The organism is Rathayibacter tritici (assembly GCF_001641005.1).
In the GTDB taxonomy this organism is placed as follows: domain Bacteria; phylum Actinomycetota; class Actinomycetes; order Actinomycetales; family Microbacteriaceae; genus Rathayibacter; species Rathayibacter tritici.
Genome location: NZ_CP015515.1, coordinates 3,006,839 through 3,027,899 on the forward strand (window position 1 = coordinate 3,006,839; position 21,061 = coordinate 3,027,899).

Consider the following 21,061-nt stretch of genomic DNA (forward strand, 5'->3'; position numbering starts at 1 on the left):
AGGGGCGGTCGCTGGCTAGCCTAGTGAGATGAGCAGACCTCATCCCTCCGTCATTGCCCTTCAGGCCACGTTGCGTCGCACCCGGATCCTCCTCGTCGCGCTCATCGCCGTGGCCCTGTTCCTCGGTGTGGTCGCGCTCGGTCAGGCGGGCCCCACCTCCGGTCCGCTCGCCGCGCCCTCTCCCACCGCAGCAGCCGCGCAGCGGCCGAGCATCGAGCGTCGCGATGCCGCGGATCCGGCTGCGATCGGCGCGCTCGACGCACCGGTCGTCCTGACCGAGTGGACCGACCTGCGCTGCCCCTTCTGCGCCCAGTTCGGCCGCGAGACGCTGCCGACGCTGGTGCAGGAGTACGTCGACACCGGCAAGGTGCGGATCGAGTTCCGCGACGTCGCGTTCTTCGGTGAGCAGTCCGATCAGGCCTCCGTCGCCGCGCGCGCCGCGGGACGGCAGGGCCTGTTCGCCGCCTACCTCGATGCCGTGTTCCGTGCCGCGCCGGAGTCGGGCCACCCGGATCTGCCGCGCGAGAAGCTGCTCGAGTTCGCCCGCGACGCGCAGGTCCCCGATCTCGCCCGGTTCGAGGCCGACCTCGACGACCCCGCACTCCTCGCCGCAGTGCAGCAGGACACGGTGGAGGCGCAGCGGCTCGGTGCGACGAGCGTCCCCTTCTTCGCCGCCTCCGGTACCGCGTTCTCGGGTTCGCAGCCGATCGAGCGCTTCCGCGCCTTCCTCGACGCCGCTCTCGCCGGCGCCTGAGCGGTGGGCCTCGGACTCCTCGGCGCCTTCGCCGGCGGGCTGCTCACCCTGCTCAGCCCGTGCTCGGTGATGGTGCTGCCGGCGTTCTTCTCCTACGCCTTCGCCGCTCCCTCGACGGTGCTGGGCAGGACGGCGGTGTTCTACCTCGGGCTGATCACCACGCTCGTGCCGCTCGGCGTGCTCGCAGGGACGGTCGGTGCGTTCGTCGCGGAGTACCGGGAGGTCGTGATCACCGTCGCGGCGCTCGTGGTGATCGCCCTCGGCCTGCTGATGCTCAGCGGCCTCCCGCTGCCGTTCTTCTCGCATCACGTTGCGGGCGGAACGTCGACGGCCAGCGTCTACACCCTCGGCACCGTCTACGGGCTGGCGGGGGTGTGCGCCGGCCCGGCGCTGGGCACGGTACTGACGTTCTCCGCGGTGAGCGGCAACGCGCTCGCGGGCGGAGTCGCGCTGCTGGTCTTTGCGGCCGGGATGGCGTTCCCGCTGCTCGTGCTGAGCCTGCTCTGGGCGCGCCTCCCGGCGGTTCGGGTCCTGGTGCGGCCCCGCGAGATCCGGCTCGGGCGCTGGCGCACCACGCTCTCGGCGCTCATCGGCGGAGCGGTCACGGTGGGGCTCGGAGTGCTGCTGCTGGTCACCCACGGGACGGCGAGCCTCGGCGGCGGGCTGGGCGCCTCCGCTGCCGTCGAGCTGGAGGGCCGGACGCTCGACGCGGCGAGCGCCGTCCCGGACGTGGTGGTGCTGGCCGTGGCGGTTGCCGGGGCGGCGGTCGCCCTCGTGCTGGTGCGCAGGCGCGCCCACCGCTGAGGAGGAATCAGGCGGGGAGCGACGCCTCGATCAGCTCGACGATCCGCGGGTCATCCGGCTCCACCGTCGGGCGGAACCGATGCACGGTGCCGTCCGCGGTGATCAGGAACTTTTCGAAGTTCCACTTCACCCGACCGGCCTTGCCGTTCTCGTCCTCGGTCTTGGTGAGCTCCGCGTAGAGCGGGTGCGCCGAGCGGCCGTTGACGCGAACCTTCTCGAACATCGGGAAGGTGACTCCCCAGGTCATCGAGCAGTACTCCTTGATCTTGTCCTCGTCGCTCAGCTCCTGCAGGAACTGATTGCTCGGAAAGCCGAGAACCGTGAATCCGCGCTCCCCGTAGCTCTTCTGCAGGGCCTCGAGCTTTTCGTACTGCGGAGCGAGGCCACAGCGCGAGGCGACGTTCACGATCAGCCGCACGGGCGGGTAGTCGGCGAGCGTCGACGTACTGCCGTCGATCGTGGTGAGGGGGATGTCGGCAATGGGCATGGGAGCTCCTTCGCAGGTGGTGGCTCGACGGTACTCCCCGCCGCCGAGGGAACCCCGGACCGTCGAGGGAACCCGCAGCAGCGGGCTCCCTCGACTGTGATGTCTCAGGACATGGGTGACGGTTGTGTCTCGGGACATGGGTGACGGTTGGTGTCTCGGGACATCGGTGACGGTGTGTGGGTGGCCATGAAGCCGCGGGGTTTGCCGTTGCCGATGTAGCGGGTGCCTTTGGGGGGTCGGGGGAAGGTCCCGAGGTGGGTGCCGTGGGCGTCGGTGACGGTGATGGCGTCGAGGTTCCAGGTGACGTGGACGGTCGTTCTGGCGTGGGCTTTGCCGATTTTGACGTGGGTGCTGGCCACTCCGATGACGCCGTTCGCGGTGACGGTTCTGGTCGCGGTTCCCGAGGTGTGAGGTGCCCCATTCTTTCTGGACCACCGCGGAATTGGTAGGATTACCGCGATGACCGAAAGGAAGGCCCGGGATGTCCAGTTCCCGTGGGAAGTATTCTCCGGAGTTCCGCGCGGAGGCAGTGCGCGAGGTGATTGATAGGTCGCGATCCGTCGCGGACGTCGCTCGAGAGCTCGGACTGGTTCCGCAGACCCTCACTAATTGGGTGGCTGCGCATCGCCGAAGCAGTGCCGGCGGCGAAGAAGAACTGACCGTTCAGGACAGGGCGCGAATAAAGGAACTCGAACGGCGGGTCCGCGAACTCGAAGAGGAAAACCTGTTTTTGGGAAAAGCATCCGCGTTCTTCGCGAAGAAGTTCCGCTAGCCGCCAAGCTCGAACTCATTCGCCGCGAAGAACGCGACCCCAGCCGCACGCTATCAATCCGCGGACTGTGCCAGGCGGTCGGCGTCAATCGATCTAGCTATTACGAATGGCGCGATCGCAAGACCTCCGCAACCGCTGAATGGCGTATAGGTATCACCGAACTCATCCGAACAGCCTTTCAGGCCTCCGGTGGCACCTACGGCTACCGCCGCATCACCGCGCAGCTGGCGCGGTGGGGCCGTCCAGTCGCCCACGAGACCGTCCGCCGGCTCATGCGCGCAGCAGGACTGGAACCCTGCCAGCCCAAGCCCTGGCGGCCGGTGACCACGACCCCAGGCGATCCGACTGACATCCCCGACCTCGTCAAGCGGGACTTCACCGCAAACCGACCCGGCTGCAAATGGGTCGGTGATATCACCTATATCCGCACCTGGGAAGGATGGGTCTACCTCGCGACCGTCCTCGACTGCTATTCAAAGAAGGTCGTCGGGTACGCCCTCGCCGACCACATGCGTACCGAACTCGTCAGCGAAGCTCTCGAAATGGCGGCAAGGAACCAGCCGAACCGGGCCGCGAAAACGATCTTCCACAGCGACCGCGGCTCCGTTTACACCTCCGCCGACTTCGGGAAACTCGCGAAGAAGCTCGACATCAGACAATCGATGGGCCGGACGGGAGTCTGCTGGGACAACGCGTGGGCCGAATCATTCAACGGAACACTGAAGAACGAGCGCTGCAATCGCACTCAATATCCGACAAGAGAGAAAGCGATCCGCGACGTGACACGGTACATCGAACTGCGTTACAATCAACAACGACTTCACTCGGGGCTTGACTATCGGACCCCGAACGAAGCCGAGCAGGCATGGATCACCGAGAACCTCGCCGCGTAGACAACTATTCAACTGGTCCAGGAAACGTTGGGCAGCTCAGTGTTCGTGAGCGGCTGGGGAAGGTCGGGGGCGGGAGCGGGTCGGGGCGGTTCGATGGGGTCGGTCGCGTTCCATGCCTGTTGCGGGGTGATCCGGCCGGGAAGGGCTTGGTGTCCGCGCTGGGTGTTGTAGATGTCATCGAACTCATCGACCTGCGTCTGTAGCTGGTCGAGGGTTGCGGCGAGGGGCTGTTTGTCGAGCCAACGGAACAGGGTCTGGTGGAAGCGTTCGTTCTTGCCCTGCGTGGTTGGTTTCCCGGGTTTCCCGGTGATCGCTTCGACGCCCAGCGCGGTGACGTAGTCGACGAGTTGGCCGCGGACGCCGCGCCGGGTCGGGTTCAGCGCGGCACCGTTATCGGAGAGGAGTTTCCGGGGTACTCCGCGCGCAGCGATCCCTTTGCGGACCACGGCCAGCGCGCCTTCCGTGGTTTCACCGGACGCGACGTGGGAGGCGACAGCGACGCGAGAGTGGTCATCGATGAGTTGGAAGATCACACACGTCCGGCCGCCCGTGAGCGCGTATTGGGTGGCGTCGAGTTGCCAGAGGCAGTTCGGCGCCGGATACACGAATCGGCGATACGCGGATCGGGGCTTCTTCTTCGGCTCGGGCACGATCACTCCGGCCGCCTGGAACGCTCGCGCGAGGGCTGCCCGCGACGGCGCTGCAAGACCCAGCTGCACCATCCGGTCGTGGACGCTGATCGGACCGTGGTCCAGCCCTGACTGCTCCAGCGATGCCCGCACGCGAATCGCTTGCTCGATCACAGCTTCCCCTGTTCTCGTGGGCGATGTCCGGGGTCGACGCGAGCGCGGGGCGAGCGCCTGGACCGGGCCCTCGTCCCGAGCATGCGCGCGGATCGCGTAAAACGATTTCCGGCTGATCCCGCACTCCGCGCAGAACGCTGTCACCGCGCCCCGCGGAGCGTCCTGTGGCCACTGAACGATAGCGAGACGAACGGACGAGGAGATCGGGGTGACAGCAGCCATCCCACGATCACGACCGAAAGAACCGTCACCACCAAATCCGCCAAACCGTCACCGATGTCCTGAGACAGAACCGTCACCCATGTCCCGAGACTTCACAGCGGGCTCCCTCGACCGTTCGGGGTTCCCTCGGCGGACGCGGCCCTCCACGATGGGGGGATGGGGGCGCAGCAGGTCGTGGTGGTGGGCGGGCGGAGGCTGCGGCTGACGAACCTCGAGAAGGTCGTCTACCCGGAGGCGGGCCTCACCAAGGCCGATGTGCTCGCCTACTACGCGGCGGTTGCCCGAGCGATGCTGCCGCATCTGGCGCGCCGCCCCATCACCCGCAAGCGCTGGGTGGACGGAGTGGGCACCACCGAGCACCCGGGCGAGGTCTTCTTCGAGAAGAACCTGCCCTCCTCCGCCCCCTACTGGCTGAGCCGGACCCGGCTCGCGCACTCGTCGCGCGACGTCGAGTACCCGCTGGTCGACGACGTCGCCGGGCTCACCTGGCTCGCGCAGCAGGCCGCGATCGAGCTGCACGTCCCCCAGTGGCGGGTGGGATCCGACGGCGAGCGCCGCCCGCCCGACCGCCTCGTGCTCGACCTCGACCCGGGCGAGGGCGCAGGCCTGGCCGAGTGCGCCGAGGTCGCGTTCCTCGCCCGTGACCTGCTGGAGGGGATGGGCCTGGCGCCGCTGCCGGTGACCAGCGGGAGCAAGGGGATCCACCTCTACTGCCCGCTCGACGCCTCCGCCTCCAGCGACCAGATCTCGGCAGTCGCGCACGAGCTGGCGCGGGTGCTCGAATCGGACCACCGCGATCTCGTGGTCTCGGACATGAAGAAGACCCTGCGCGAGGGCAAGGTCCTCGTCGACTGGAGCCAGAACAGCGCGGCGAAGACGACCATCGCGCCGTACTCCCTCCGCGGCCGCGTCCGTCCCGCCGCCGCCGCGCCCCGCACCTGGGAGGAGCTGGGCGCCGAGGGCCTGCGCCACCTCGCGCCCGACGAGGTGGTGGAGCGCCTGCGGAGTGACGGCGACCTCCTCCGGCCGCTGCTCGCCGCCCGCGGTGCCGGGCTCGAGCCCACCCCGGAGCGGATGGCGGGCTTCGCCGCGACGGACGCCTCCTCGGACCGGCTCGCGACCTACCGCAGCATGCGCGACGCGTCGAAGACGCCGGAGCCGGTGCCCGAGGCGGGAGTGGTGGGCTCCTCCTCCGGCGACACGTTCGTCATCCAGGAGCACCACGCGCGGCGCCTGCACTACGACTTCCGGCTGGAGCACGACGGCGTTCTGGTCAGCTGGGCCGTGCCGAAGGGTCCGCCGCTGGAGGGCGATGCGAATCGGCTCGCGGTGCAGACCGAGGACCATCCGCTGGAGTACGCGACCTTCGAGGGCACCATCCCGGCCGGCGAGTACGGCGGCGGGGACGTGCGCATCTGGGACGAGGGCAGCTACGCCCTGGAGAAGTGGCGCGAGGGGAAGGAGGTGATCGCGGTGCTGACCGGCCGCCCCGACGGCGGTCTCGGCGGCGAGCCCCGCCGCTACGCGCTGCTGCACACCGGGTCGACGGCGGGCGCTGAGAAGAACTGGCTGCTGCACCTGATGGCGCCGGGCGCTGCCCACGGGGCGCAGCGACGGGGCCGGCCGGGCGCGCCCGCCGCGTCGCCCGCACCCCGCCCCGCACCCTCCGCGAACCGCCCAAGCGAGGCCGCACCTGCGCGCCACCACCGCCCCATGCTCGCCACCGCCGGACGCAGGAGCGACGTGGATCCCGGGGCCGCGATCGAGATGAAGTGGGACGGCTATCGCGCCCTCGTGCGGGTGCAGGGCGGCACGGCGATCCTGACCAGCCGCAACGGCAACGACCTCACCGCCGCGTTCCCGGATCTGCTCGGACCGCTCGCCGACGCCGCTGCCGACGCCGTGCTCGACGGCGAAATCGTCGCCCTCGACTCCCGCGGGCGCCCCGACTTCGGTGCCCTGCAGACCCGCGGCGGGCTGACGAAGCCGCGCGAGATCGAGGCCGCCGCCAGGGACACTCCGGTGCACCTGATGCTGTTCGATCTCCTGGAACGCGACAGCGTGGACCTGACCGGCCGCGACTACGACACCCGCCGCGCGACCCTGGTCGACCTCGTCGCCGAGAACGAGCGCGTGCACGTGCCGTCCGTCTTCGACGGCGACCTGGCGGAGGCGATGGCGACCAGCCGCACCCTGGGCCTGGAGGGGGTGGTCGCCAAGCGCCGCGACTCGCGCTACCAGGAGGGCAGGCGCTCGCGCGACTGGATCAAGCTCACCCACCACCGGCTGCAGGAGGTCGTGATCGTGGGCTGGCGCGAGGGCGAGGGCGGCCTGCAGGGCTCGGTCGGCGCGCTGCTCACCGCGATCCCCGGCGACGACGGCCTCGCTTACTCCGGCCGCGTCGGCACCGGCTTCAGCGACCGCGAGCGCCGCGGCCTCATCGACCGGCTGGCCGAGCACGCCACCGACGAGCCTGCCGTCTCCGTCCCTCCGCTCGAGTCGCGCGGCGTGCACTGGGTGTCGCCCGTGCTGGTCGGCGAGGTCCGCTACCGCGAGCGCACCGCCTCCGGGACGCTGCGGCAGCCGGTCTGGCGCGGCTGGCGCGCCGACAAGGCCGCGGCGGAGGTGCGCGTGGAGGAGCCGGAGGGCTGAGGGCTATCGTCGTGCCGCCACTGCGGATGCTCCGGATCGGAGCGGACCGGGAGGGTGCCTGACGGGCGACGAGTGGCTCGCTCACGGCTGCGTTCCCGGGTGCCTCAGTCGAGCCGCACCCCGCGCAGCAGGAGGAGGGTCGCGCCGACTGCCGCGCCGGTGCCGATGAGCACGCCGCCCGCTCCGGCCGCGGCGGCGAGGGCGCCGAGGAGGCTGGGCAGGGCGATCAGTCCGAGGCGGTTGCCGGCGAGGCGCAGCGCGAGGGCGCGGCCGTGGCGGTCGGCGGGGGTGCGCTCGATCAGCCACGACATGGTGATGGGCTGACCGATCCCGAGGCCCAGGCCGAGCGCGGCGACCGCGACGAAGAGGAGCACGGGCGGCGCGGGTAGCGCGACCAGCACCAGACAGAGCGCCGAGATCACGATGCCGCCGACCATGACGCGGGTGCGTCCGAGCCGCGCAGTGGCGGCGCCGAGGAGCAGGCGCGAGGCCATCGAGGCGAGCGCCCGCACGGTGAGCAGCGCGCCGACGACACCGGCCGGCAGCCCGCGCTCGGCGCCGAGGGCCGGGAGGTACACGACGGTCAGGTCGACGGCGGCGACGACCGTGGCACTGGTCAGCAGCGCCCGCGCCAGACCCGGCACCCGCAGGAGCCCGAGCGTCGATCCGGGCGACGCCTCCTCCGGCGTGCGGCCGTGCGGGGCCGGGCCGCGGATCCCCGCGGTGACGGCGAGCAGCAGCACCGCGAGGACCCCGCCGACGAGGAACAGGGGCGCCGGGTCCGGCCGCACCGATCCGCCCGCGAACACCGGGATGAAGGCGGGCCCGATCGCCTGCCCGAGCGACGCGGCGAACGTGTAGTAGCCGAAGCGGCTGTCGAGCCGCGTGCCTCCGCTGCCGCCGGCGACGACCGTCTGCTGCCCCACGACGCAGCCCACATGCCCCGCCCCGAGCAGCGCGATGCCGACGAGCAGCCCCGCGACGCTCCCGCCGGCGAGCAGCAGAACAGCCGCAGCGCCCACCGCGACGAGCGAGCCGACGGCCATCACCGCGCGCGCCCCGACTCGGTCGACCAGCCCTCCCGTCGGCAGTGCGATCAGCAGCGGAACCAGGGCGAAGGAGGCGCCGAGCGCCCCGAGCGCCCAGGCCGGGACGCCGAGCTGGATCGCCTGGTAGACGGCGGCGGGCCGGAGCAGGAACGCCACGGCCTGGATGAGCACGGCGTGCGCGAGCAGGGCCGGAGTCGCCAACCTTCGCACGCGCACTCCTCCATCCTCCTGCCCGCGCCACTGAATCGCCCGAGAAGGCTCGTTCTCTCCCCCGAGAACGAGCCTTCTCGGGCACTTCAACGCGACGGCGAGGAGGGAGGAAGGAGAGGGGTGCGCTGGGGGACGAGCAGGTCGAGGAGTGCCTCGACTCCGTTCACGGGGTGCGGCTCGGCGGGGTGGTGGGGGGCGCACGGCTTGTAGGCGGGCGGATCGACGTTCAGGACGTGGCCGACGGGCCGGCCCTTCTCCCAAACCGTGAGCAGGAAGGCGCCGTCGCGCTCATCGGGGGCGCCGATCTCGAAAACCCTGCCGCGCACGGTCGCGCACTGCGGCTCCTTGCGCGCGAGGCGAATCCAGAAGGGATGGTCTGCGGCCATCGTGCCCGTCCTCCCCCGGCCAACCTGCGGCCGTACCCGTAGCGGCCCGCGCTGATGGTGTCGGCGGCGGACCGCGGGGCCTACCGTACGTCTGCCCACCCGCGGCCGGTCAGGGGGTTCACGGCGCAACTCCGCAGTGGTAGCACCAGCTGCGTCTCCCCTCGGGGCAGCGCTCAGTGCTCGTGCAGGTCGTCGTACTCAGCGGTGAACTCGCGGTCTCCGGGCTGCACCGGGTGCTCCCCCGTGAGGGCGTCAATGCGCTGGCGCAGTCGCGCCACCTCGCGCGCATTGTCCGGCTCGGGCAGGTCGGAGGGTGTCGTCTCAACGACCAGGGCGGCTGCGGCGTTCACGAGGAAGGTGGCTTCCACGCTCGCCCCGTCCGCTCCGATGCCGCTGTACTCCACGGAGTCGGCTGCACCCTTCACGGCGAGGGCGACGGCGTACTCGACGAGCGCATCGGCCGCCTCGTCGCCCACCAGGATCGTCTTGTCTGCGAAGAGGATGTGCTTCATGCCGTCCATGCTCGGCAGCGCTCGCCGGGCGGAGGGAGGAGGTTGACACGGACGCGCCGGTCGCGGAGGAGGCGGACGGATCGAGCAGGGGACGTCGGTCCCCGAGTTGTCGGATCGACCCCGTTGCGGAACAGTGGAGCGACGGCGGGTGCCTGCCGGCCGGTGATCAGGGGCTGGAGACGCCGATGGGGAAGCTGCACTACGACGGAACGGTCGAGATCGATTTCGAGGATCGAGTGCTCGCTCACCTCCAGATCGTCATCACCGCGAAGCTGCGTCGCAACGAGTCGTTCCTGCTCAGCTGGCGCGACGACCACAGTATGGGCGACGGTCGCAGCGCGATCTGGCTGCACCCCTCGCACGCGCTCCGCTACAAGTACTTCGGCGGGCGCATGCCCCGGATCAATCCCGCCTGGATCGCCGCGCTCACCGACCTCGCCAATTCGGCCGGCGGGCTCTACGTCATCTCGGAGCCCACCGAGCCCGTACGTCCCCCCGTCAAGGGGGAGCAGCCATGAAGCGCATCGACGTGATCTACGACGGGACCGCCTACACGGTCACCAACCGCAGCCTCGCCGAGTTCCGCGCGGAGGTCGACGCTGCGCTCGCCGCCGCGACGCCGCAGTGGGTCATCGTCAACGCTGGCGAGGGCCGCGCGAATACGGCGCTGATCCTGATCACGCCGTACACCCCGCTGTCGATCATCACGAACGACGTCGACGACGCGAACACCGAGACGGATTAGCGGAGAACGCCCCAGACGTCAACCACGTCGTCCTGTCGATCTGCGACCCGTACCGTCCAAGGGAACGTCGCCGATATCGAGTGCTCCTTCCGCTCGACGATTCCTGATCGGCACCGCCCGCGCCTCGGCGCACGAGTACGGCCGCGCACCTCCGGCCAGGAGCCGTGATGACAGATCCCGCCCTCGCCGTCCTCGACGACCTGATCGCTGCCCTCAACCGCCCCGGGGCGATCGACCCCGGCCTCAGCCGCGCCGTAGTCGCGCAGGCCGCCGCACTCCGGCTCCGGCCCGCGCGCGCCGCGGACCGTCCGCTCCTCTCGAGTCGCTTCCCCGGCCGCCGCCTGGTGCGCCCCGGCGACGCCGCGCGACCAGCTCTCGCCCGGCACCGCATCCTCGTCCGGGCGGGCCTCGTGGAGCGCCGCCCCGAGCGGAACCGGCGGCTAGAATGGGGGCGGTGAGCAACCCCGACGCACTCTGCGACCCGTATCTTCGGGGGTACCCGATCGACGGCGTCGCCATCTCGACCCTCGGCGGGACGTTCGGCGGCGAGACCGTCGCGGCGAGCGATGGCACTGCGAGTCGGCTCGACGAGATCCAGATCGACCTCGGCGAAGGCCCCTGCTGGGAGGCGATCCGCGCGGCCGGCCCGGTGTCGGTGCCGGACACCCGCGAGGAGGAGCGCTGGCCACTGTTCACCGAGGCGATCGGCTCCACCGCAGCACGCGCGATCTTCGCCTTCCCGCTCTCGATCGCCGGACTCTCCATCGGCGCCATCGACCTCTACTCCCGCCATCCCGCGTCACTCAGTGACTCCCTGATGGGCGAGATCAACGCCTCGACCACGGCGACGGCTCTCCTGGTGCTCGCCTCCGTCTTGCGCGACAACGAGGCCGAAGAGACCATGAATCCGCGCTCGCGCCGAGTGGTGCACCAGGCGACCGGCATGATCATTGCGCGCTACGGCAGCACGGCCGACGAGGCACTGCTGCTGCTGCGCGCGCACGCTTTCGCCCAGCGGCGTCCCGTCCTCGATGTCGCGATGGACATCGTGTCCCGGCAAGATGGGTTCCCCGGCCGCCCCTCCACCGCCCAGGACGACACATGGTGACGAACTCCCGCGAGCACAGCGTCATCAAGACGTTCGTCGCTCTCTCCGACACGCTGGTCGACGACTACGACGTCGTCGACTTCACCCAGACCCTGGTCGAGAGCAGCGCGACACTGTTCGACGCGGTCTCCGCGGGACTCGTCCTCGCCGACCCCGCCGGCTCCCTTGAGGTGCTCGCCTCCACCGACGAGGACGCGCGGCTGATCGAGCTGCTCCAGCTCGACAGGGGGTCAGGCCCGTGCATCCAGTGCTTCGAGACCGGGCAACCGGTGATCGTCGAGGACGTCCGCGCCGTCGGCGCCGAGTGGGCCGAGTTCCGCGAGCGGGCGATCGAGCTCGACGTGCTTGCGGCGCACTGCGTCCCGATGCGCTCGGGCGGCACGACGATCGGTTCGCTCAGCCTTTTCCAGTCCAGGCCGGGCCGCCTCGATCGGGACGATATCGCCGTCGTGCAGGCCTTCGCCGACGTCGCGACGATCGGGATCCTGCACCAGCGCGCGCTCCAGCAGAGCACGGTCACGCAGGAGCAGCTCCAGCGGGCTCTCGACAGCAGGGTGTTGATCGAGCAGGCCAAGGGGATCCTCGCGTACGCGCATCGCACCACGGTCGAGCAGGCCTTCGAGGTGCTGCGAGTCCGCTCCCGCGCCACGTCGACTCCGATCACGACGCTCGCGCAGGAGATCATCAACGACTCTCGGCGCTGACGCTCCGCTGTCGGAGTGACGGGGCCGGGGAGAGCGCGCGCCGGGGCTGTGCGCTTACCGGGCTCCGTGCGCTCACCGGGCTCAGCACCGGGGCTCAGTACTCGTTCTCGAACTCCCAGGTCGCGCGGGGGTCGATGTCCGAGGTGGGCACCGCGCCCACGGCGCCGGTGAGCTCGCCGAGGCGGCCGAGGATGTCCTCGCTCGACTCCGCGGCTTCACCTCCGCCGCCCGTCACGACGAGGGGCACGCCGAAGCCGACGGTGAGGGTGATGACGGAGGAGGGGGTGGCGTCGTCCGCGACACTGACCGCGCTCATCCGCCACTGCTGCGCAAGGGCGAGCGAGTAGCGGACGACGGCGTCGGCGGTCGCGTCGTCGAGGGACAGGGAGCCACCGGTGTGGAGAAGGGTCTTCATGATCAGGTCCTCGCGTGGGCAGGCGGATAGGCGTGGTTCCGTCACCGGGGGCCAGGATGCGGTGGTGTCACGCTAAGCCCTGGGGGCCCTGCGGTGCAGGTCTTGCCCTGGAACGCGCTTCGGGCGCATGGTTCGCCTCCTCTCACTGGGAGGTTTCCGTCGTAGCCCTGAACCGGCCCGCATGTTAGCGTGAACAGAGCTGCCGGTCCCCCTGGCCCGACGCATCCCTCCCCTGAAGGAAAGGTCTCGACGATGAGACGACGCTCCCCGGAGCCCCCTGCCGCCGCGCCTCGACGCCGCGCGCGATCCCTCCTCCTCTCTGCTCTCGCCTGCACGAGCGTCGCCCTCACCGGCGCGCTCATTCCCGTCTCGGCCCAGGCCGTCGATGTCCCGGCTCCCACCGCGCACTACGACATGTCGCACGCGGGGAGCGCTCTGCTCGACCTCTCGGGCAATGGGCGCAACGCAACGCTGACCGGCCTCACCGACGCCTCCTTCGCGGATGCCGGCGGCGACCACGTCGCGCGATTCCGGAACAACGGCTACGCGAGTCTGCCCCAGGGCCTCGTCACCGGCTCCGACAACGCGTTCGCCGTCGAGTACACGGTGAAGACGCAGACCACCGCCAACCAGTTCGGCTGGGTCATCGGCGACGGCGTCGGACCCTGGAACACCACGCAGCTCGGCAACCACGTCTTCGTGAACCCGCGCAACCCGGACGGCTCGCCCAGCGGGCAGGTCCTCGCGGGCATCCGCGTCAAGGACAGCGGCAACGGCGAGACCCGCCTGCCGTTCGGTGGCACCCTGAACCCCGGATTCACGACGCTCACCCTCGTCGGCACCGGCACGGCCTCAAGCACGACGCTCACCCTCTACCGCGACGGCACGCAGATCTCGACGGCGACCGCGGCCACGTCGATGGCGAGCATCGTGCCGACCGGCGCCACGCTCGGCTACCTCGGCCGCTCGCTCTACACCGGCGACGCGCTGGTGACCGCCGACGTCACTGACGTGAAGTTCTGGGACACCTCCCTCACCGCCGAGCAGGTGTCGGCGGCCATGCCGACGGCCACCGCGAAGGCGTCCGCGACGTCGGCCCTGCTGCGCTCGGACATCCAGCCCGTCCTCCTGGCCGGCAACCCCTCGCTGACCCAGGTCACCTCGACTCTGACGCTGCCCGCCTCCACCAGCGGCGTGCCGCTCACCTGGACGTCCTCGAACAGCGCGGTCGTCTCGACCACCGGCGCCGTCTCGCGCTCCCTCGTGCAGAACACCCCCGTCACGCTGACGGCCACGACGGCCCAGGGCGCGACGATCGCGTTCGACATCGTCGTGCTCGCACCGAGAATCAACGACGACCTCGACGCGCTGACGCTCGCCCTGCGCACCACCGAGAACCTCCCCCTCGCGGTGAAGGGCGCCACGAACGGCACCGAGATCACCTGGACCTCCTCCGACCCGGCTCTCGTCACTCCGACGAACACCTCCTCCGCCGCTCCGGCGGTCGGCGCGGCCGACCCGTACCGCGGCGGCGGCATCGTCACCCGGCCGGCCTACGGTTCGGGTGACAAGCCGGTCACCCTCACCGCGACGGCGACACTGAACGGAGTCACCGAGAAGCGCGCCTTCACGCTGACGGTCGCTGAACTCGGCCGCACCGCCCCCGACGCGGGCTACGCCTCGGCGTACTTCAGGTCCGATGGCGACGAGAAGATCTACCAGGCGGCCACGCAGGGCAACGACTTCTTCTCCTTCCAGCCGGTCAACGGCGGCAAGGCGGTCATCACCTCGACGACCGACACGAAGGGCCTGCGCGACCCGTTCATCCTCCGCTCGCACAACGGCGACACGTACTACCTGGTCGCTACCGACCTCTGCATCTCCTGCGGCACGAGCTGGGGCGACGCCCAGTCCAAGGGCAGCCTGAAGATCGAGGTCTGGGAGTCGACCGACCTGGTGCAGTGGACGCGGACCAACGGCATCGACACCGGCATCACGGTCAACCAGCCCGCCGCCGGCATGACCTGGGCGCCCGAGGCGTACTGGGACGACGCGCTGGAGTCCTACGTCGTGTTCTTCTCCTCGCGCCTGTACTCGGACGCGACGAAGACCAACAGTGACAAGCTCTACTCCCGTGTCTTCTCGGTGATCACCCGCGACTTCCGCACCTTCACCGCCCCTCCTGCTCCTTGGCAGGACACGGGCTACGCGCGGATCGACTCGACGATCACCAAGATCGGCGACTACTACTACCGCTTCACCAAGAACGAGGAGAGCGGCGCCGCCGGCACCCTCGAGGCGGGAAAGGATATCTTCCTCGAGAAGTCGAAGGTCCTGACCGCCGGGACGACCGCCTCGAACTGGAACGCCGATCCGAGCACCACCTGGCAGCTGACCGACACCCGGATGACCTCGCTCGAGACCGGCCAGGCCGGTGAGGGACCCGAGATCATCAAGCTGAACGCGGGCGACCCGAACGACACCACCGGCACGGGCGACGGCTATGCCTTCCTCGTCGACAACTACGGCGACGGCGGCTACAAGGCCTTCCTCACCTCGGGAGCGGCGATTGCCGGCAGCTCGCAGGCGGCACGCCTCTCGCAGTCGGCCGACTGGACCGTCTCGCCTCAGAGCCGCGCCGGCCTCCCCGCCAGCCCACGGCACGGAGCGTTCGTGAGTGTCCCGCAGACGGTTCTCACTGCCATGAAGAACTGGACGGGCGTCACCGCTGTCGACTCCACCACGACCCTCGCCACCGACGGCCGCACGGTCAGGGCGACGGTCGCGGCGGCCGACACGGGTGACGTCGTCGGCTCGGTGACCTTCAGGGGTGGCTCGTGGACCTCGACCGTCCCGCTCTCGGGTGGCTCGGCGAGCGTCTCCGTCCCCGCGGACGTGACCAGCGTCACCGCGTCCTACACCGGCTACTCCGACAAGCTCGTGCGCACCTCGACCTCGGCCGCGGTCACGCTCGACACCCTCGAGCTCGCTCCCGCCGTCACGACGCGTTGCGTCGCCGGGAAGATCGTGCTGACGGTAGCCGTCGCGAACGCCGACACGGCGGCCGCAGACATCACGATCGGCTCGGCCTACGGCTCGAAGTCGTTCACCGCGGTCGCTCCCGGCTCGTCCGCCTCCGCCGCCTTCACTACCCGCCAGGCCTCGATGCCCATCGGCACAGTGACGGTGACCGGATCCGCAACCGGCCAACCGCCCTTCACCGCGACAGTCCCCGTGTCCGCCGCGCGCTGCTGACGCAGTCCTCCCCTCCGCGAGATGCCACTTGGGTACACGACACGCCGACGGCGGCCTACCCAAGTGGCATCTCGCGGAAAGGGTCAGGCGGTGGGGGCGAGCAGGTCGGCGTGGTGGATGGCGGCCACGTTCGGGTGAGCGCGGAGGCGGTAGCGCAGCGCGTTCTCGCCGTAGGTCTCGAGGATCGGCGCGTTCGTCGGGTCCACCGAGAGGCCGGACTTCAGCTCCTCGGGCAGCGGGAGGGACGGCATCGTCGCCGACAGCGCGGGATTGAAGAAGAACGGGATCGAGATCCGGTCCGTCCCGATCAGCGGCGAGATCACCCGGTGCAGCGTTGCCTTGAGGTATCCGCCCGTGGCGAGCTCCAGCATCTCGCCGATGTTGACGATGAACGCTCCCTCCAGTGCGGGCGCCTCGATCCACGAGCCGCCGTGCTCGACCTGCAGGCCGCCCTTGCCGGGCTCGACCAGCAGCAGTGTCAGCACGCCGCCGTCCCGGTGCGCGCCGACGCCCTGCTTCGGCTCCTGGTCGGAGGTGCCGGGGTAGCGCACGACCTTCACCAGCGAGAACGGACGCTCGGCGAACGCCTCGTCGAAGACGTCCTCCGGAGCATCGAGGGCGAGCGCCCAGGTACGCAGCAGCCGAATCGCGACCGCGGCCAGCTCGGCATGCCAGCGTTCAAAAACCTCCCGGAACTCCGGCAGCGCCTCGGGCCAGAGATTCGGCCCCTCGAGGCGCTCGTAGTCGGCGACGCCGGCTCCGCGCTCGACAGCCGGGCGGTCGATGCCGATGTCGACCTGCTCGCGGTAGTCCACATCGCCGTTGGTCAGCTCGGCGCCGAAGCGGGTGTAGCCGCGGAATTGCGGGCTGAGGGTGTTCTCGATCGCGAGCTTCTCCTCCTCCGGCAGCTCGAAGAAGCGGCGGGAAACGGCGACGACGTCGTCGAGGAGGTCCTGGGGTACACCGTGGCCGACGAGGGAGAAGAAGCCCACGTCGTGGGTGGTCTCTCGGAGGTCGCGGCGGAACGCGGCGGCCGCCGCCTCCCCCTGGTCGAGGCGGGACAGGTCGAGGATCGGCAGGGAAGCGGTCATGTACTGAGCCTGGCAAACGAACCGGCGGAGCAGTCGATTGTTACGACAACTAAAATGGCGGGCCCCGTTACCGCGCGGAAAAGACTCCTCCGCGCCGTGACCGGGCCCGCCGTGAGCGCCGAGTGTTACGGCGTGGGCATGCCGCCGTTGACGTGCAGCGTCTCGCCGACGACGTAGCTCGACTCGGGGGAGGCGAGAAACACGTAGGCGGGAGCGAGTTCCGCCGGCTGGCCCCAGCGTCCGAGCGGTGTCTGCGAGCCGACCTCGGGCAGCTTGTCCGAGGGCTGGCCACCCGCGGTCTGCAACGGCGTCCAGATCGGGCCGGGGGCGACCACGTTCACGCGGATGCCCTTCGGCGCGAGCTGCTGCGCGAGCGCCTTCGAGAACGTGTTGATCGTGGCCTTCGTGCTGGCGTAGTCGACCAGCATCGGCGAGGGCTGGTAGGCCTGGATCGACGAGGTGCTGATGATCGCGGAGCCGGGGGCCAGGTGCGGCACGGCCGCCTTCGTCATCCAGAACATCGCGTAGACGTTGGTCTTGAAGGTCTCGTCGAACTGCTCGTCCGAGAGCTCGAGGAAGTCCTCGACGTGCTGCTGCTTACCCGCGTTGTTCACGAGGATGTCGAGCCCGCCCAGGCCCTCGACGGCCGTCGCGACCGCGCCGACGGCAAAGTCGTGGTCGGTGATGTCCCCGGGGATGGCGACGGCGGTGCGGCCGGCCTCCTCGATCAGCGCGACGACCTTCTTCGCGTCCGACTCCTCCTCGGGGAGGTAGACGATCGCGACGTCAGCACCCTCGCGGGCGTAGGCGATGGCGACGGCCGCGCCGATGCCCGAGTCGCCTCCGGTGACGAGCGCCTTGCGGCCGGTGAGGCGGCCGGAGCCGCGGTAGGTCGACTCGCCGCGGTCGGCGGGGTCGTCCATCTTCGAGTCGAGGCCGGAGCCCTCCTGATACTGGGCCTCCGTGTCGATGTCGGCGAACATCGCGGTGGGGTCCTGGAACGTGTACTGGTCGTTCTGCGAGGTCTGGTCGTTCTGCGAGGTCATGTCGTCGACGCTAGGCGCGGGCGATCGGACGCCGCGCGTGCTTGACAGCCCCGATCCCGAAGGACACAGCGGGCCGTCAGGCGCCGCGGGATCGGCGAGAATGGTGCGGTGACCCGCGACGACTCCCTGTCCTTCGACACCACGACGCCGCTGCCCGGCTGGCAGCACGCCTACTCCGGCAAGGTCCGCGACCTCTACACCCCCGACAACGCCGACCCCGTGCTCGGCGCCGACCGGATGCTCGTGGTCGCCAGCGACCGGGTCAGCGCCTACGACGCCGTCCTCGAGCCCGGCATCCCGGGCAAGGGCGAGCTGCTGACCACGCTCTCCCTCTGGTGGTTCGCGCAGCTCGCCGACGTCCCGAACCATCTGATCCCGGGCGAGGTCCCGGAGGAGGTGCGCGGCCGGTCGATGCTGGTGAAGACCCTCGACATGGTCCCGATCGAGTGCGTCGTCCGCGGCTACCTCTCGGGAAGCGGTTGGAAGGAGTACCAGGCGAGCGGCTCCGTCTGCGGCATCCCGCTCCCCGAGGGCCTGCAGGACGGCGATCCGCTCCCCGAGCCCATCTACACCCCCGCCTGGAAGGCCCCGCAGGGCGAGCACGACGAGAACATCACCTTCGAGCGCACGGTCGAGATCGTCGGGGAGGAGGCGGCGGAGGCGCTGCGCACCCTCTCGCTCGCGGTGTTCCGCGAGGCCTCCGCCATCGCCCTGGCCCGCGGTGTGCTGCTGGCCGACACCAAGTTCGAGTTCGGGATCGACCGCGAGAGCGGAGTGGTCACCCTCGGCGACGAGGTACTCACCAGCGACTCCTCCCGCTACTGGGACGCCGACGACTATGACGCCGGAATCCGCGGGCGCTCGTTCGATAAGCAGATCGTGCGCGACTGGCTCGCCGACCAGTGGAACGGCCAGGGCCTTGCGCCGACCCTTCCGTCCGAGATCGTCGAGCGCACGGCCGCGCGCTATCGCGAACTCATCGAGCGCCTGACGCGCTGAGGCACCGAGACCTGTGGAGGATCACCCCCGTCCCGTGCGGCTCGAAGCCGGCGGCCAGGATCCGGACGAGGCCCGCCACAGTCTCGCCCGGCTCTACAACGGAGACGAGTGGCGCGCCGCCACCACCGACTCCGATTTCAGCTACCGCTACGCCGCCATCGGCGACGGCGGGATGACCCTGCGCACCTCGCGGATGTCCGGTCGCCTCGCCGGCGGTATCGGCGACTCCGACGATGTCGTCGTGCAGTGGATCGTCGGCGGCGCCGGGCGGCTCGATGTGGGCCGCGCCTCCATCGTGATGGCGGAGCACCTGCCCGTGCTCTTCCCGGTCGGTCGCCCGTTCGCGTTCGACTACGCCGACTTCGATCAGCGCCTGGTGCACCTCGATCGCGGAGTCGTCGACCGCGTCGGCACCGAGCGGGGCCTGATCGGGCCCCTCGTCTTCGACCCCGAGCACCGCCCCGCCGAGGCTGCGATCCGCAGGTGGCGCGCCGCGGTCGCCGCCTCCGCTCGAGCGCTGCGCAGCGAGCGAGTCGAGCCTCTGCTCTGGGACGAGCTGACCCGCGCCACGGCCTCCGCCCTGCTGGATCTCTCTCCCCCGGAGTCGGCCGCGCTCCCGCCCGAGCTGCTCGCCCCTCGCAACACGAGGGTCCGCATCGCGGTCGAGTACGTGCACGCCTACTGCGCCGAGCCGATCGGCCCGACCGAGATCGCGGAAGCGGCCGGCCTCAGCGTCCGCGGAGTGCAGTCCGCGTTCCAGCGCGTGCTCGGGATGCGTCCGATCGCCTACCTCCGCCTGGTCCGGCTCGACCGCGCTCGGCAGGAGCTGGCAGCGAGCCCACCGCGCGCAACGACAGTCGCGGCCGTCGCCCAACGCTGGGGCTTCGGCAACGCGGGCCGCTTCAGCGCCGCCTACGCGGAGCGATTCGGCGAGCCGCCGAGCACCACCCTGCTGCGGTGAGTGCTCAGTCCTCGAGCTCGGGCGGTGGCTGTCCCTCGAGGATCCGGCTGAGCCCGTCGAGGAGCGTTGCGACGGTCGCCGCCTCCGCCTCGGGCACGCGGGAGACCATCGCGCGGATCTGGTCGTAGGTGGGGTCGTCGGTGCCGACGATCGCCTTCCGCGCGCGTTGCGTCAGGCAGAGGATGCGGCCGCGGCCGTCGGAGGGGTCGGGGGTGCGGTCGACATAGCCCGCGCGGGCCAGGCGGTCGACGAGGAGCGAGACCGCCGCCGTCGTGATTGACAGCGCCGCGGCGAGGTCGACGGCGCGCACGACCTCGTTCCGCCGTTCGCCCTCTCCCACGAGCCGCAGTGCTGCGAGGTCCGTCGCTCCGACGCCCAGGCGCCGCTCCACCCGGCCGTCGTAGTCGCGCTCCGCGGTGCGCAACCGCGCCAGCAGAGCGAACAGATCTGGTCGAGCGTCCATCGCAGTGCACCTTCCGAGCAACCGGCGCCCCGGACGGGACCTCGCCGCCCCCATCGAACCACTTCTGCGGCGGGCGGAGCACCGATATCCCGAAAGCGCAGTGGCGGACCGGGCTGTTAGCTAACCGACTTAGCAATACCTACAGTCGGGTGAGCGGCACACCTTCCGTGCGCCGTCGACGCTGAGGAGGTGCACACGATGGGTCGACTTCTGTATGGGGCGCCCGCTAGCTCGCACTCCTTCGAGGACCGCGCCCTGGCCCACCTGCAGACCGTGATCACGTCCCGGTTCCGCCGCGGCGAGGGCTTCCTGCTCACGATCGAGGACGGCGCCGGTCGCCGGTCCGAGCTGTGGCTCCACCCCTGCATCCCCCTCCGCTACGAGTACGACGACGTCGCCCCGATCGGCTTGAACCCGCACTGGCTGCGCGAACTCTCCCACGCATCGAACGGCCGTCTCGGCCTCCACCTCCTCCCCGAACCCTCGTCGACCGACGACCTCTCCGTGAAGAAGATCCCCGCATGAGCGACCACAACGGCACCCTGTTCCGTCGCGGAGGGACCGTCCGCTTCGTCCGCTGGATTTCGTCCCGCGACGGCGGTTGGGCCCCCGAGATCGTGCAGGGGCGCTATCTCGAACGCGACGACCGCGGCTGGCTGGTCGAGATCGAGGGCACCCCGACGGTCCTCGCGAAGGACGACTGGGCCGTCTACCGCTGACCTGCGCCGCG

General features: G+C 70.3%; 23 protein-coding genes and 1 pseudogene. 14 read left to right on the plus strand and 10 right to left on the minus strand.

Features of this window, described 5'->3' with window-relative positions; all coding sequences use genetic code 11:
* Positions 1-28: 28 nt before the first annotated feature.
* Both A6122_RS13675 and A6122_RS13680 read left to right on the plus strand, forming a co-directional pair.
* A complete protein-coding gene (locus A6122_RS13675; RefSeq protein ID WP_068255973.1) occupies positions 29-754 on the plus strand; it encodes a DsbA family protein in 726 nt (241 codons plus the stop codon).
* Positions 755-757: 3 nt separating this feature from the next.
* Entirely contained in the window at positions 758-1,558 is an 801-nt protein-coding gene (locus A6122_RS13680) for a cytochrome c biogenesis CcdA family protein (protein ID WP_068255974.1), read from the plus strand.
* A 7-nt stretch (positions 1,559-1,565) separates the two neighbouring features.
* Here the strand turns inward: A6122_RS13680 and A6122_RS13685 are convergent, their stop codons facing one another.
* Positions 1,566-2,045 (minus strand): glutathione peroxidase, encoded by a 480-nt coding sequence (locus A6122_RS13685; protein ID WP_068255975.1) that lies wholly within the window; start codon positions 2,043-2,045, stop codon positions 1,566-1,568.
* Between the two features lie 104 nt (positions 2,046-2,149).
* Positions 2,150-2,404 carry a hypothetical protein gene (locus tag A6122_RS16765; protein WP_157593811.1) on the minus strand — a complete coding sequence of 85 codons (255 nt, stop codon included), beginning with the start codon at positions 2,402-2,404 and terminating at the stop codon, positions 2,150-2,152.
* A 122-nt stretch (positions 2,405-2,526) separates the two neighbouring features.
* On the opposite strand from A6122_RS16765, the gene A6122_RS13690 reads away from it, so the two are divergent.
* Positions 2,527-3,710, plus strand: a protein-coding gene (locus tag A6122_RS13690) for an IS3 family transposase (protein ID WP_157593823.1) whose coding sequence is annotated in 2 segments (ribosomal slippage) — positions 2,527-2,779 and positions 2,779-3,710 — 1,185 coding nt in all. Because the reading frame shifts where the segments join, the coding sequence is not laid out codon by codon here.
* A gap of 86 nt (positions 3,711-3,796) precedes the next feature.
* On the opposite strand, the pseudogene A6122_RS13695 reads toward A6122_RS13690, so the two are convergent.
* A pseudogene (locus A6122_RS13695) lies at positions 3,797-4,735 on the minus strand (integrase core domain-containing protein); the annotation flags it as partial.
* 156 nt (positions 4,736-4,891) lie between these two features.
* Here A6122_RS13695 and A6122_RS13700 point away from each other — a divergent pair.
* Positions 4,892-7,387 (plus strand): ATP-dependent DNA ligase, encoded by a 2,496-nt coding sequence (locus A6122_RS13700; protein ID WP_068255980.1) that lies wholly within the window; start codon positions 4,892-4,894, stop codon positions 7,385-7,387.
* A gap of 104 nt (positions 7,388-7,491) precedes the next feature.
* On the opposite strand, the gene A6122_RS13705 is transcribed toward A6122_RS13700, so the two are convergent.
* From A6122_RS13705 to A6122_RS13715, 3 genes are all read right to left on the minus strand, one after another.
* A complete protein-coding gene (locus A6122_RS13705; RefSeq protein WP_084416078.1) occupies positions 7,492-8,652 on the minus strand; it encodes an MFS transporter in 1,161 nt (386 codons plus the stop codon).
* A gap of 80 nt (positions 8,653-8,732) precedes the next feature.
* Positions 8,733-9,032 carry a hypothetical protein gene (locus tag A6122_RS13710; RefSeq protein WP_068255983.1) on the minus strand — a complete coding sequence of 100 codons (300 nt, stop codon included), beginning with the start codon at positions 9,030-9,032 and terminating at the stop codon, positions 8,733-8,735.
* 173 nt (positions 9,033-9,205) lie between these two features.
* Positions 9,206-9,544, minus strand: coding sequence for a hypothetical protein (locus A6122_RS13715; protein WP_068257703.1), 339 nt, complete (start codon positions 9,542-9,544; stop codon positions 9,206-9,208).
* 185 nt (positions 9,545-9,729) lie between these two features.
* Here A6122_RS13715 and A6122_RS13720 point away from each other — a divergent pair, with 185 nt between their 5' ends.
* The 5 genes from A6122_RS13720 (at position 9,730) to A6122_RS13740 (ending at position 12,101) form a co-directional block, all read left to right on the plus strand.
* Complete coding sequence (locus tag A6122_RS13720; RefSeq protein ID WP_068255986.1) at positions 9,730-10,062, plus strand: DUF7882 family protein; 333 nt, start codon at positions 9,730-9,732, stop codon at positions 10,060-10,062.
* Positions 10,059-10,289, plus strand: a complete 231-nt coding sequence (locus A6122_RS13725; RefSeq protein WP_068255989.1) for a hypothetical protein — start codon at positions 10,059-10,061, stop codon at positions 10,287-10,289. Before A6122_RS13720 ends, A6122_RS13725 begins: the two co-directional genes overlap by 4 nt.
* A gap of 167 nt (positions 10,290-10,456) precedes the next feature.
* Entirely contained in the window at positions 10,457-10,747 is a 291-nt protein-coding gene (locus A6122_RS13730; RefSeq protein ID WP_068255991.1) for a hypothetical protein, read from the plus strand.
* Positions 10,744-11,397 carry a GAF and ANTAR domain-containing protein gene (locus A6122_RS13735; protein WP_167542396.1) on the plus strand — a complete coding sequence of 218 codons (654 nt, stop codon included), beginning with the start codon at positions 10,744-10,746 and terminating at the stop codon, positions 11,395-11,397. Before A6122_RS13730 ends, A6122_RS13735 begins: the two co-directional genes overlap by 4 nt.
* On the plus strand, positions 11,391-12,101 hold the full coding sequence (locus A6122_RS13740; RefSeq protein ID WP_068255996.1) for a GAF and ANTAR domain-containing protein: 711 nt from the start codon (positions 11,391-11,393) through the stop codon (positions 12,099-12,101). The genes A6122_RS13735 and A6122_RS13740 overlap by 7 nt, the downstream gene beginning before the upstream one ends.
* 94 nt (positions 12,102-12,195) lie before the next feature.
* Here the strand turns inward: A6122_RS13740 and A6122_RS13745 are convergent, their stop codons facing one another.
* Complete coding sequence (locus A6122_RS13745) at positions 12,196-12,516, minus strand: hypothetical protein (RefSeq protein ID WP_068255998.1); 321 nt, start codon at positions 12,514-12,516, stop codon at positions 12,196-12,198.
* A gap of 252 nt (positions 12,517-12,768) precedes the next feature.
* Between A6122_RS13745 and A6122_RS13750 the strand changes: the two genes are divergently transcribed.
* Entirely contained in the window at positions 12,769-15,771 is a 3,003-nt protein-coding gene (locus tag A6122_RS13750; RefSeq protein ID WP_068256000.1) for an immunoglobulin-like domain-containing protein, read from the plus strand.
* Between the two features lie 83 nt (positions 15,772-15,854).
* On the opposite strand, the gene A6122_RS13755 is transcribed toward A6122_RS13750, so the two are convergent.
* Both A6122_RS13755 and A6122_RS13760 read right to left on the minus strand, forming a co-directional pair.
* Positions 15,855-16,862: an isopenicillin N synthase family dioxygenase gene (locus tag A6122_RS13755; protein ID WP_068256003.1), complete on the minus strand. Its 1,008-nt coding sequence runs from the start codon at positions 16,860-16,862 to the stop codon at positions 15,855-15,857.
* A 125-nt stretch (positions 16,863-16,987) separates the two neighbouring features.
* Positions 16,988-17,908 carry a glucose 1-dehydrogenase gene (locus A6122_RS13760; protein WP_068256005.1) on the minus strand — a complete coding sequence of 307 codons (921 nt, stop codon included), beginning with the start codon at positions 17,906-17,908 and terminating at the stop codon, positions 16,988-16,990.
* A gap of 108 nt (positions 17,909-18,016) precedes the next feature.
* Here A6122_RS13760 and A6122_RS13765 point away from each other — a divergent pair, with 108 nt between their 5' ends.
* Positions 18,017-18,907, plus strand: a complete 891-nt coding sequence (locus A6122_RS13765) for a phosphoribosylaminoimidazolesuccinocarboxamide synthase (RefSeq protein ID WP_237358196.1) — start codon at positions 18,017-18,019, stop codon at positions 18,905-18,907.
* 34 nt (positions 18,908-18,941) lie between these two features.
* Entirely contained in the window at positions 18,942-19,868 is a 927-nt protein-coding gene (locus A6122_RS13770) for an AraC family transcriptional regulator (RefSeq protein WP_068256008.1), read from the plus strand.
* Positions 19,869-19,872: 4 nt separating this feature from the next.
* Here the strand turns inward: A6122_RS13770 and A6122_RS13775 are convergent, their stop codons facing one another.
* Entirely contained in the window at positions 19,873-20,331 is a 459-nt protein-coding gene (locus A6122_RS13775) for a MarR family winged helix-turn-helix transcriptional regulator (protein WP_068256009.1), read from the minus strand.
* Positions 20,332-20,529: 198 nt separating this feature from the next.
* Here A6122_RS13775 and A6122_RS13780 point away from each other — a divergent pair, with 198 nt between their 5' ends.
* Together A6122_RS13780 and A6122_RS13785 are read left to right on the plus strand one after the other, a co-directional pair.
* On the plus strand, positions 20,530-20,856 hold the full coding sequence (locus tag A6122_RS13780; protein WP_068256010.1) for a DUF7882 family protein: 327 nt from the start codon (positions 20,530-20,532) through the stop codon (positions 20,854-20,856).
* Positions 20,853-21,050, plus strand: coding sequence for a hypothetical protein (locus tag A6122_RS13785; RefSeq protein WP_068256013.1), 198 nt, complete (start codon positions 20,853-20,855; stop codon positions 21,048-21,050). Before A6122_RS13780 ends, A6122_RS13785 begins: the two co-directional genes overlap by 4 nt.
* The last annotated feature ends 11 nt before the right edge of the window (positions 21,051-21,061 follow it).